An 11,801-nucleotide genomic window follows, 5' to 3' on the forward strand; every position below is an offset into this window, starting at 1 on the left:
GCATGGGATTGCGCTGCAGGCATGTTGCGACGCTATGGCGGCGAGAGAAATGCAGTTGGCAGAAATTTGCCGGGAATGCCGGCGGAGTTGCGCGCCGCGTGCGGGAACTGGTCGGCGGATCACAATGCAACCGGTCGAAACCATTTCATCACGGCGCCAAAGCTGCGGCCACCGGTGCGTCGCTGTGCCTACGCAAACGCCACGAAGTCGACGCGACGTGGCAGCATGCTTCGCGAACCACGGGCGGATTCATTCATGGGTCGTCGGGCCGGCACATCGAACGGTATCTGTCTGTCACGTGTCATTCAGCTTCCCGTTTTGATGTTCTTTCCCCAGACGGAGCGCAGATGCGACGACTTAACGTGGGAGCGTGAAAGGACCATCACACGCTCCCTTTGAAATTGGTGCAGTTGCCTTGGTGTGGGAGCCCTCATCATGAGGCTAATGGAAACTCCGTATTCCCAATGTGTTTTTGAGGCATAAACTCTGGGCTGTAGCTACATGGTCAATTGATCAGGTTCGTTTGCCTGCACCACTACTTGACACTTGAGCATCAGTTGGTGCAGTCGATTCCCCGCTACGGGGCGCGCGCCCCGCTACAGGAGGGCGCATTCGCCGCAATGCAGAGGGAAGGCGAACACGTGGAATCGGCTGGCATACCGTTTGCTTGATAGTCAAATGACCAAGTCATACGATTTAGTCGGGTGAAATATAGCGAAAGATATCTGCAGGTAATGTGGGCAACGATAAGGGTACGCGAATGAAAAAAGCGATTGCTGTCTTGGGATTAGGGGCTATGGGGTCTGCAATTGCCGCCTGCCTGATTGAAGATGGTGCGGAAGTCGTCGTCTGGAACAGAAAACCGGAAAAATCGCAACGCATGCAGGAGTTGGGAGCCAGAGTTGCTGATAGTGCCACGGCAGCCGGTGGTCAGGCGGACGTAATCATCGTGGTTACAGGGACGCCAATTGATCTCGCAGCAGAATTCAAGGAGTTGGGCGAGCGCCTGAACGGCAGAACAGTTGTAAATCTTGCTACGGGGCGACCGTCCGAGGTCCAGACGCTGGATCAAATCGTGAGTGATGGTGGAGCAAAATTTGTCAGCGGGACAATTCAGTGCTTCCCACCCGATATTGGCACCGAGAATGCAATGGTCCTTTTTGGTGGCGATGAGAAGATCTGGCTCGACGCTGAACCCATTCTCCGGAAAATCGCGCCGCAATCCACGTACATCGGTGCAAGATCCGACGTTCCGAATGTGCTCGATATCGGGCTGACGGGGACATTCGTTTTTGGTGCTGGAGCAGCCTTCCTGGAGGGGCTCCGGTTCGTAGTCAACTCAGGCGTTTCAGTCGACGAACTACGCGACTTAATTCCGACCTATATCGCAGGTCAGAGCAAATTCATCGAAGGTTTGTTCGAGTCCGTCGCAACTTCAGATTATCAGGCTGGTGGCGCCAACCTACGCGTCTATGCCCGGGCTACCGGGATTTTCCAGCAGGCGCAGGAAGATATCGGGCAATCGCCGCGAATTCTGAAGGCGCTACGCGAGCGAATTCTGTCGTCCATCGAACTGGGTGGTGGTGACCGAGGATTCGCTGCGTTATTTAATCATTAACAGCTCTTTTGAGGAGTCGTCATGTCACTGCAGCATCTTTCAATTAACAGTACTCCTGATGAACTGGTAGAAGCAGTCAGGCAGGATGGTGGCGCAATCGTTAAAAACTTTCTCGGCGCCGACTTGCTCGCGCGTATCAGAAATACGCTCTTTGACATGCTTGAGTCGGCTCCTAACGGAGTAGATGAGTATTTCGCGGGTACGCAGACGCGGCGAATGTCGCGCCTCTTCGCGCGTACTGACTGGATGGCCGAGGTCGCTCTGCATCCGCTCTATCTGGGCGCGGCGCGCAGTATTCTGCAAACGCCGATCAAGATCTGGAGCGGCGAGAACCAGATCGATTTGGCTCCCGATATTCAGGTGGGTGTTACGCAAGCCATTCAGATCCGACCGGGTCAAGGTCTTCAGCCCTTGCATCGTGACGACTCCGTGTGGCTTTGGCGCCATCCGAGCTATGGGCGTGAGGCCAGGTTTCAGGTCATGGTTGCGGTATCTGATTTTACAGAGGAAAACGGAGCCACCGTTGTCATCCCTGGTAGCCACAAGTGGGATGACGAGCGCATGCCCAGGCAAGAGGAAGCCATTCCCGCAGTGATGGCCGCGGGCGACGCTCTTTTCTTCATTGGCTCCACTTATCATGGCGGCGGGAAGAACACTAGCGATGCACCGAGAACCGGTCTGACGATGTCTTATGATTTGGCAATCCTCCGACAGGAAGAGAATCAATACCTCACGTTGCCCATTGAACGTGTGAAGAGCTTCCCGGAAGAGTTGCAGCGATTGCTCGGTTGGACGTACGGAACCACTTTTGCAGGCTTTGTTGAGCGTGATGGACAAATGTCGGACCCGAATGAACTGCTGAAAATGAATGATTTTCTCGAGGTCGGACATTTCGATTGACGGACGCCATGGGTGGTGGGGTATTAGCCTGCTTTTAGGTGGCAATGGGCGCTCACCACCTAAAGGCGTTGTGCTCGGTCGGGACCATTACTGGAGTCGGTCGACAGGTGCGCGGCTGTGCTCAGGCTCGCTAGTCGGGGTGGCTGTCGGTCCTGCACGTCGCTACGTTTGATGGCGTGCTTGCACCACAGGCAATCTCGGGTTACGGGGGCCTTACTGGAAGGAGATTGGAAGGGTGCGTGACGTCATTCTGAGAATACGCGTCCATGAGGTGACTATTCCCCGCTCACCTGAGATGTGCTTTCAACAGTTTGTTGAAGTTAATGAATATAGTCATTCAGGATTCGGAATGGCATTTACTACGTATCATCTAATCCCATATCGGTGTCGATATTGGTTGGTTGAGAATTGAAAGATTCACTGATATTTCAACTGTCAGGGCGGGCAAGTTTGGAATAACGATTTTTCGATCGCTTTAATAATTCTTTGAATCAATGCAGGTACGGATGCAGATAAGACGGCGATTTCTACGCCTCGACGCGATTTCGCATTCGTGTAAACGACAAGGAGTAGATCGTGAATTATGAAATTAAGGGAATCCGGAAAATCGCTCTGCTTTATACTGGGGCTGTGGTCTGGACGCCAACCTACTTGCTTCCATTCAACATTGAAGAGTCAATGGCCCGGTTCCGGCTATCCGAAAGTTGTGCTGGGTGGCTTGCGTCCGCAGTACTTCTCTGCCTTGCCCTTTCCATCATCATTTCGGGGCGGCGCTTGGCGACGCTGAACAAGAGATCGGGCGCGGTTATTGCCGCTGCGGTTGCTATTGCGTCAACTTGCGCGATGTTTTCAAATAATTTTTATATATTTGTCGCTGCGAAATTAATTTTCGGAATCGCTTTGGGCGTCAGCTGCGTTTGCGCGTACGGGGTAATTGCACACGTTAAACACCCCGAGAAAGTGACGGCTCAGGTAGCACAGTCGATGGCCATAATATTTTCCTTCGCGATGTATATTGTGCCAATCGTAAATGTGAAGATCGGCGATATGGGGGTGAATGTAGTTCAGCTCGGAATTCTCGCGATGGCTCTATTTCTCGGCGCATTTATGCATCCGGCCATCAATGCAAACGAGGAAGGTGTCGCGAGGGATGCCATCAAATCCAATGCGGTCCGAGGGATTCTGGCGAGCGCATTTCTCCTCTACGTTTCGCAGACGGCACTCTTCGGTTTCGCCGCAGAGGTTGCCGCAACTCGGGGCGTTGAAGCAGACCAACTCGGCATTCTGTTTATGGTAAATGCTGCCGCCCAATTGCCAGTGGGGGTAGCGGTCACCTGGCTAGGTGATCGTTGTGGTTTGTTCAAGCCGATCGCTTTTGGACTCGTCCTGCTGATCGTATGTAGCTTGGGAATGTATTGCGTGGGCGGCAAGTGGGCATTTCTCGTGTCAACCGCCCTCATCAGTGCCGGTGCGACTATGGTCGGCCCCTATATGTTTGCGGCACTCGCTCACATGGATTCCAGCGGGCGAAGCACTGCGACCTGTGCGTCAGCAATCAATCTTGGCTTGGCGGTCGGCCCTGCAATTGCGGGCACAGTGTTCAGCTTTGCTGGTTTGCACGCGGTTGGCTGGCTTTCCGTCGGGTTGCTTGTGGCGCCGATCTTTCTGACCAGCGTTGCGATCCGACAGTTCACGTCGAAACATTCCCGAGCAGCTATCGCTTGACGCGTGAGGCGAAGTACGAACCCGACATATATCGGTATCACCATCTCGCGTCGAGATGGTGAGGCAAAATTGGCGCTAACGCGGGCAAGCGTAATAGTTAATAGAATTCATAATGATCATTGGAATTTATCATGGAATTGAAATTTTATCTTTTTTGCCTTGCTGATCTTGCGCTGATAGCGACTTCCCTTGTCTATGGCGTGAAGTTTTTCAAGAGGCGAAACTGCCTCCTCGGGTTCGAGTGGCTGATTACGACGTTCTCGGCAACGAATTTAATGATCAATGCCTTAACAGGAGGGCGCGTCTTTTACAGTATTTCCCTCTTTTGCGATGCATTCTCCAGAGGCTTCGGTGTACCAGTTATCACCGTCGTTGGCATGATGGCTGTTACGCATCGCCATAAACCATCGATTGTCGCTGATGTGGTGTATATGGTGGGCGCACTGGCGGGAACCGTTATGGTGTGGACAGCAGGTTTTATGGTTGAACCTAAACCCTATTTCTATCTGGTGACGTGGTCCTTGTTCTCGGTTTACCTCGTCTACGTTGTCAAGAGGTTGCTGAGCGTTGGAGAGAAACGTAACGCTGTGCGCGTTGTCCTGGCGATGATATCCACGCAGGTTATTGCGAGCACCTATGACTTCTACCGTATACCTGGCGACGACGATCACACGATTTTTTATATATTCGCGTTGCTTTCCTGGTCTTACATGTCTGTTTCGCTGTATTACTCCTATCGTGCATTGGAGCGCGCGCAGGAAAAGGAAATGAACCTCAATCGAGGTTATACCATTGGCGCTCTCGAACGAAATCCGCAGTGATTGCTGGCCGTGAAACCGATGACAGACAAAAGTGTCTCGAAAAATGGCCGCCAGGACGCGTCTTGGGAGCCACCAACCGGCGATACGGCGCGTACGTTGACGAGCCGCGGCCGCAACACCGTTGCGCGCATCCTTGCGAGCGCCATCGAGATTTTTGCGGCGGAAGGTTACGGCGGGCTCAGCATGCGAAAGGTCGCAGCCAGTGCGGGACTGGCGTTATCGAATCTGCAGCACTACTTTCCCACACGCGAAGACCTCTTTGCGGCGATCATTACGGAGACCACCGCGGAGTATTCGAGAAACTACGACAACATTCTTCGCACCGACGCGTCGCTCACGCCCGCGCAACGGCTGGAGAAGCTTGTCCGCTTGCTCATCGAAGACGGCAAACAACCACGCACCCAAAGCCTCTTTGTCAATTTTTGGGCGCTCGCCCAAATGCAGGAATTCGCGCGCAAGATCATGGAAGACGCGTATCTGTTCCAGCGCGGCATGATCGGCGAATTCGTCGCTGCTGTGAACCCGCAGTTGTCGCCGAGCGTACTGGCGCACCGCGCCGCGCTCATAACGGGGCAAATCGAGGGGCTGCTTGTGTTGATTCCTCAGCGCAACCGCTTCCCGTCGGATATCAAAGGTATCGAGGATGAAGCCGTGAGGGTGATCCTCACAGTTGCCGCTATGCCCTGAGAGTTGCCCCCTAAATCGGAAAATTGTGCGGAAATCGAAGTCACCCCATGTACTGGCGCGCTGGGAGGGCTGCCAATTGTGCTGAAGCCAGGGATACCGGCTGTATTGTGAAGAGCAGTTGCAGCTACGCTCGAAGTTGCCGAAGTGAGGAAAGACAGTGGTGACGCGGGTGGCGAGGATTGTGCTGGTCAAACCGAATGACGCCTGGGGTATGGATTTTGTGTCCGACCAGCTTGCTGATGGTTCGAAGTTTCGCACTTCGACGGCAGCAGGAAGAGCGCCTCCATGCCCACGTGCTTTATCAAGGTGCCCACACGTTGGCGGTCAATTCCATGTTCATCAGGCCCCGATTGGTCCACTTATCCAACTATCAGAATTCGCGCAACCACCTATTAACACGGGCCGCAGTGGCGTCTGCGGTTTCTGGACCAGCGAATCAATGGGCTCTATGGCGAAGTACGTCTTTCCCACCGTGGCGCGCGCTCGCCTTCGCTCGGCACCCGTTCTGCCTTCGGTCGTCCAATCGCCATGCTGACGTCTCCCGTTCCGTTGGCGTCAACATACCACGTGAGTATCGGTCGGTTAATAACGGAACGGGAGACCAGTTAGGTTGTATCTAACTCCGATCCCCGAGCGGCTTCCTGAAACATTCAAACACGGCGGCCAGCTCATGTTGACGTGGCCCATGGCGACGGCCTGCTGGAGTCGCGCCAGTACCTCTTGCGGGTAGCTGCTGTCCGTGCCACGTTCGTGGCTGTACTCCACAAGCTGTCCGATACCCGCGGCCCAAGTGTCCAGGGTGGCCTGCGACCCTGAGTAATTTCCTTTCTTGATCATCTGCACGCACGTCTGAAGCGTAGCCTCAACGAAGGGAAGACGTGCCGAGGCAAGCGACAAGTAGGTGTCGAGGGAGATGCCTTCGGCGTCACACACGGCGGCGCCGTAGAGAAACCCGAGCGTGGCCGCCAGGGAGAACGAACCCACAACAGCGCCATCGAGAATAGCGGCATTCCCGAATCTCTCTCCAACGAACAGCGCATGTCCACTCAGATTCGCCAAAGTATGCCGCAAGGTTTCGAAGGTCGAACGCGAGCCGGCATACAGAATCGATCCATCCGGCGTGCCGATATTCTTGGGGTAGCAGCCGATACTGCCGTCCAGGTAAGCCACGCCGTGTTCCCTGGCCCACTCCGAAGCATCTTGCGCGTCCTCCGGTGTGCCCGTCGTGAACTGGATTATCGTTTTGCCTTTGAGACGGGCCACGACGTCCGGGGCGCGCAGCAACGAGTCGGACGCGCCATAGTCGAGCACGCAAACAACCACGACCTGACTCGCATCGATCGCCTCCGCGGCTGAGTGGGCGATCCGGGCACCAACCTCGCCAAGCGCCACGGACTTGCTCGCCGTACGGTTCCAGACGGTGACGCGATGATTGGCGGCAAGCAATGCCTTGGCCAGGGCCGCTCCCATTGCGCCCAGCCCAATAACGGATATTGCCTGCGCAGTTACGGTAGCTGCCATCACAAACCTCATTCGAATCGGGCATACGAAGCTTCTGAAAAGGACTCGCTTTTCAAAGCGAGGAATAAAGGTGCCCGCCGTCGACCGGATCGCAAGCGCCGGTCATTCACGAACTGGCATCGATCGCATGCAGCGATCGTGGATGTATTCACGAAAGAGGCGCTGGCCATCGACGTCGCGCAGCAAGGGATCATTCCGCAACGAATGTTCTAACCTACATGGGTTCGAGACGCTGGATGAAGCCAGGACGATCGTCGAGGTATGGCGCCTGAATTACATACAACGATGGTTATCCTGACTTTGCTCTCAAAGAGGTGGCACCAGCCGCATTCGCTCGTCAGCTGATGCCTCGGCCGGGTCCGGCAGGATCCGAAACGCTGTAAAACTCGCTCTGGATCTGGCCTGGAAAACCCCAGCGGGTCAAGAGCATCCGGCACTAACGCTGCACGGTGTCCAGAATATCCAGGCGGTTCAGTGCAACCGACTTCTGTTTGATTGTGCCAAACGCCGCTTCGGTTGCCTCAAGCGTACGCGCGATGTCTTCGTCAGTGTGGCTCGCCGTGAAGAACATGTTGTGCCACGGGTGGAGGTAGGCGCCATTCTTGATGACTTCCGAAGTCCACGCACGGCCACGCGACACGAGCTCGTCGTCACCGGCGAATAGCATCTGGGGCATGACGCTCGGCCCGGTCTGCTTGAGTTCGAAACCATGCCGCTCGGCTTGTTCGGCAATGCCGGCACGCAGCTTGTCCGCCAACCGCTTGGTGTGTTCGAGGTAGTCCGTTTCTCGTACCAGACGCAGCGTTTCGATGGCCGCGGCCATCGGCACAGCCGAGAGCCAGTAGGAGCCCGTAACGAAAATGTTCGTCGCAGCCTCTCGTGCCTTATCCGAACCGAGAACCGCAGCGATCGCATAGCCGCCGCCAATGGCCTTGCCCCAGCAGCTGAGGTCCGGGTGCACACCCCAGTCCGACCATGAACAGTCGCGCGACAGGCGCAGCCCCGTACGTACCTCATCGACGACCAGAAGCGCTTCCTGCTCATCTGCGAGGCGACGGCATTCCTTGGCGTATTCGATCGACGGGAAAAATTGATCGTAGAGCACTTCGTGCCGGAATGGCGTTGCGTAGATGGCCGCTACGTCACCATCGACGCTCTTGACGGCGGCATTGAGGCTCTCGATATCGTTGTACTCGAAGTAGACGACGTGAGCCCGGTCTTCCTTGGTAATCCCCGTCGTATAGGGCACGTTCCACGGGGACGCACCATGGTACGTGCCTCGCGCAACAAGAATCTTGCGTTTTTCTCGATAGGCGCGCGAGATCACCATGGCCATTGACGTGGCGTCCGACCCGTTCTTGCAGAACATCGCCCAGTCGGCATGGCTGACCTGTTGCGTAAGCGCCTCGGCAAGTTGAACCATCACTTCGCTGGGGCCCGTCGCCGTGTCGATCTTCTGCAACTGGAGGGCCGCCGCTTGCTCGATCCGCTCGTTGCCGTAGCCGAACAGATTCGTGCCGTAACCACACACGTAGTCGATGTACTTGTTGCCGTCGACGTCCCAGAGGTGGGTACCTTTCGCTTTGGCAAAGTACAGCGGAAAATCTTCCGTCAAGTACTTGACGCTCTGGTGACCATACATGCCGCCAGGGATGACCTTTTCGGCTCGTGCGAACCACTCGTCCTTCTTCGCCAACCTGTCCATGCTCGACTCCTTTTGAAAATTCGTTTGTGCAACATCAAACTTACAATCTAGTCTTATGACTGATTCAAATGACCATATATGCGGGTGCGCCCAATCTGAGGAATGCACCCTTTGAAACCCCGCGTCGTGCCGACACACCATCTAGCCTTGCGCCACGAACGCTGCATCATTGCGTCGCACGCTTGAAGGGCGGATTTCGTTTTCCGTTCACGTCGCTGCCCAGATCGTCGACCACGACCTTTGCACCCGCCGCGCAAGCAACAGCGCATGTTTGCAGCCGAAACCGGCACCGGTCACGATCGCAACTCGATTCGTCAGGTCGATCTTCAGCGGGTGTCTCGCTGGTGGTGATTCTGTCGTGGATCGTGAATGTGCATCACGGAATCCGGGGAGGGGGATCGCGCCTCCCGGGCCGATGCGGGCGCCTGTTCGTCGCTTCAGAGACCGAGGTGCGTCGCGATATCGTCGTAGTCGATCTGCCACAGGCCCGGCGTGCCAGCGGGATATTGCGAGCGGAATCCGATGATTCGCTGAACGCGCTTCGACAGGCCTCTCACGGTGTCCATATCCACGATGAACGGATACGCTTCCTCCGGAGTCAGATAGGACGGTTGCATCGGCAGCGTGAGCCCGCGTCGGCGCTCGTTCTTCGTCACATTCGCGCCGCCACCGTGGATCACTTTTCCGCTGAACAGCAAAGCGTCGCCGGCATCCATCTCGGCGGCAATGGTCATTTCGGGTGTGCCCTTGCTGTCGAAGTAGTCCTCGTCCCAGTTTTGGCTCCCCGGGATGATTCGGGTGGCACCGTTTTCCTCGGTGAAGCGCGTTAGGGCAATCATGAGGTTGGTAAACACCGTGGGACCCTTGACTCCGAGAGCACAAAGGGGCGGAAAATTGCCGACATCGCGATGCAGCATTTGCGCTGTGTTGCCCGGGCCGATGTCGATGACCTGGGCGGTTGAAAGCCACCAATCGCCGGACTCTTCACGGTAGAGCACCTCGCCGAGTTCATGAAAGAGTTCGTCGTCCAGCACATCGCCAAAAGTCTTGCTGTGCGTGACCATGTTCGTCAGGCGCTTGGTATAGGTGCCGTGGAATTCCTTGATCAGTTCGTTTTCGTGCGACGACCCTTCGCGAAGCCGTTCGAGCGGACCATCGACCTCGCGATTAATGTTCGCGACCTGCTCCGGGGTCAGATATTCCTTGATCCGGACTCCGCCGTACTGATTCATGAGCGACACGATCTCTTGCGCGCTGGTCTGCTTGGGGACGGTGGGGAGGGCGTCCTGAATGTTCTGAATATTTGCGTTCATGGTTGCCTCAAAGTTGCGTGGACGGGTAAATCAGAAGCGGCATCGCTTTCAGATTCCGGTGGTGATCCAGACATCAAGCTAACTATTTGACTTGGTCATGTGACATGTTTGCGTTGGCCTTGTGTCATGCCGTGCTTTCACGTTTGTCGACGGAACACGCGCGTCCTTCCTGCCTTTGTGCCGACATCCGGGCGGTCCATGACATGGTTCCGGGCGCGGCAGACACGGAGCCCATCGCTGAGGTTTCTGGTGAGATGGCACACTCATAACAAACACGGTCATATGACCAAGTCGTATGATCAAGGAAATTAACATGGCATTTTTTGATGGTCGATCATGGTTAACCCGTTCGCTTTCCGAATGGTTTCCGCGATTGAAAGGTGCGGGCCCATTTTGACGAGGTGGGCAAAATATGCTCACATCCTGATGTTTCCGCTGAATCGGTCCTTCCAGGTCTGAGGCGGTTGTCGCACTACGCTTCCACTGCACTCCAATCGATTGAGTTTTGCGCTTGGGAGTAAGCGTTCTTTGAACGACGCTTTTCGCCACGAAGCTGATTCACAGAGGCTACGTGTCCATGTTGGGCGAGCGTGGACACGTGTACATGAGTGCACAAGAAGAAGGCCTACTAGGCCGACTGGTCATCGGTCGTAAGCGCGATAGCCGGCGCAAGTACGACGAGGCTGCGAGGCGCGAACTGATCGAGGCGTGCCTGAAGCCGGGTGTCTCGATCGCCCGGACGGCCGTGGAGCGCGGGATCAACCCAAACCTGGTGCGGACGTGGACTACCCAGCATCAGCGTAGGCAAGGCCGAGCGAAGTTGCTCGCGCCAGCGGGCGAGCCGGCGATCGAGACACCGACAGAGCCGCCGGGCACATTGGCGCCAGCCGAGCCACTCTTCGTGCAAGTTATCACGCCGGTACGCCGCCGACCCCGATTCCAGCAGACCGCGGCATGACGGCTTCGCTGAACGTGCGCTTGCCCAATGACGTTAACCTCTAGCTGGGCAAAGCCGGCCTAGATGAACTGACGGCTAGCGTCCAGATGCTCGGGAGGCTGCCGTGTTCCGGTTCGACGAAGAGCTGAAGGTCTATCTGCATCGCGACGCGGTCGATTCCGTTTGAGTATCAACGGGCTGTCGACTCTGGGCGGGCACGCGATGCGTCCGAACCCGATGGCATCGGTCTTGCTCATGTTCGGCAACCGGCGTCGCGAGCGCGTCGAGATTCTCGACTGGGGCGGCAATGGATTCTGGCTGTTCGTCAACTAGCTGGATTCATACTGCAACTCCTATTCGCGGATCAGAGGGTTTTAGATGCTACGCGCGCTCGCGCCGCTTTCGCACGGTTAGTGAGTCGATCCCATCGGCTGCTGTGCTTCACAGGCGGGTGGGAATCCGGGACTTCATAGAGGAACGCATAATCGTTATAGGCGTGTCGTTTGATAAGGCCGTATTCGACCCACCTGGTGAGTGTTGCTTCGTGGATGCCGAGTCGAGATGCAGCCTCCAG

Annotated in this window: 11 protein-coding genes and 1 pseudogene; 8 read left to right on the plus strand and 4 right to left on the minus strand. The window is 56.0% G+C overall.

Features of this window, described 5'->3' with window-relative positions; translation table 11 throughout:
* Window positions 1–760: 760 nt before the first annotated feature.
* The 6 genes and pseudogenes from M3I54_RS33540 to M3I54_RS45475 form a co-directional block, all read left to right on the plus strand.
* Window positions 761–1,618 carry an NAD(P)-dependent oxidoreductase gene (locus M3I54_RS33540; RefSeq protein ID WP_254343596.1) on the plus strand — a complete coding sequence of 286 codons (858 nt, stop codon included), beginning with the start codon at window positions 761–763 and terminating at the stop codon, window positions 1,616–1,618.
* A 21-nt stretch (window positions 1,619–1,639) separates the two neighbouring features.
* Window positions 1,640–2,518 carry a phytanoyl-CoA dioxygenase family protein gene (locus M3I54_RS33545; protein ID WP_254343598.1) on the plus strand — a complete coding sequence of 293 codons (879 nt, stop codon included), beginning with the start codon at window positions 1,640–1,642 and terminating at the stop codon, window positions 2,516–2,518.
* Between the two features lie 576 nt (window positions 2,519–3,094).
* The gene (locus M3I54_RS33550; protein ID WP_254343600.1) at window positions 3,095–4,243 is read left to right on the plus strand and encodes an MFS transporter; all 1,149 of its coding nucleotides are present in this window, start codon (window positions 3,095–3,097) and stop codon (window positions 4,241–4,243) included.
* A gap of 131 nt (window positions 4,244–4,374) precedes the next feature.
* Window positions 4,375–5,064, plus strand: a complete 690-nt coding sequence (locus M3I54_RS33555; RefSeq protein WP_254343602.1) for a hypothetical protein — start codon at window positions 4,375–4,377, stop codon at window positions 5,062–5,064.
* A gap of 9 nt (window positions 5,065–5,073) precedes the next feature.
* Window positions 5,074–5,751, plus strand: coding sequence for a TetR/AcrR family transcriptional regulator (locus tag M3I54_RS33560; protein ID WP_254343614.1), 678 nt, complete (start codon window positions 5,074–5,076; stop codon window positions 5,749–5,751).
* 94 nt (window positions 5,752–5,845) lie between these two features.
* Window positions 5,846–6,001, plus strand: a pseudogene (locus tag M3I54_RS45475) (IS3 family transposase); the annotation flags it as partial.
* Window positions 6,002–6,333: 332 nt separating this feature from the next.
* Here M3I54_RS45475 and M3I54_RS33565 read toward each other — a convergent pair.
* From M3I54_RS33565 to M3I54_RS33575, 3 genes are all read right to left on the minus strand, one after another.
* Window positions 6,334–7,272, minus strand: a complete 939-nt coding sequence (locus M3I54_RS33565) for an NAD(P)-dependent oxidoreductase (protein WP_254343603.1) — start codon at window positions 7,270–7,272, stop codon at window positions 6,334–6,336.
* Window positions 7,273–7,708: 436 nt separating this feature from the next.
* Entirely contained in the window at window positions 7,709–8,977 is a 1,269-nt protein-coding gene (locus tag M3I54_RS33570; protein WP_254343604.1) for an aminotransferase class III-fold pyridoxal phosphate-dependent enzyme, read from the minus strand.
* A 437-nt stretch (window positions 8,978–9,414) separates the two neighbouring features.
* On the minus strand, window positions 9,415–10,290 hold the full coding sequence (locus M3I54_RS33575; RefSeq protein WP_254343605.1) for a phytanoyl-CoA dioxygenase family protein: 876 nt from the start codon (window positions 10,288–10,290) through the stop codon (window positions 9,415–9,417).
* Window positions 10,291–10,894: 604 nt separating this feature from the next.
* Here M3I54_RS33575 and M3I54_RS33580 point away from each other — a divergent pair.
* Together M3I54_RS33580 and tnpB are read left to right on the plus strand one after the other, a co-directional pair.
* Window positions 10,895–11,248 (plus strand): transposase, encoded by a 354-nt coding sequence (locus tag M3I54_RS33580; RefSeq protein ID WP_254343606.1) that lies wholly within the window; start codon window positions 10,895–10,897, stop codon window positions 11,246–11,248.
* A 162-nt stretch (window positions 11,249–11,410) separates the two neighbouring features.
* Entirely contained in the window at window positions 11,411–11,560 is a 150-nt protein-coding gene (tnpB, locus tag M3I54_RS33585; protein WP_254343607.1) for a transposase, read from the plus strand.
* Window positions 11,561–11,591: 31 nt separating this feature from the next.
* Here tnpB and M3I54_RS33590 read toward each other — a convergent pair.
* On the minus strand, window positions 11,592–11,801 hold a 210-nt coding region (locus tag M3I54_RS33590; RefSeq protein ID WP_254343608.1), incomplete at its 5' end, for a hypothetical protein.

The sequence above is a fragment of the Paraburkholderia sp. CNPSo 3274 genome (assembly GCF_024206475.1).
Taxonomy (GTDB): Bacteria; Pseudomonadota; Gammaproteobacteria; order Burkholderiales; family Burkholderiaceae; genus Paraburkholderia.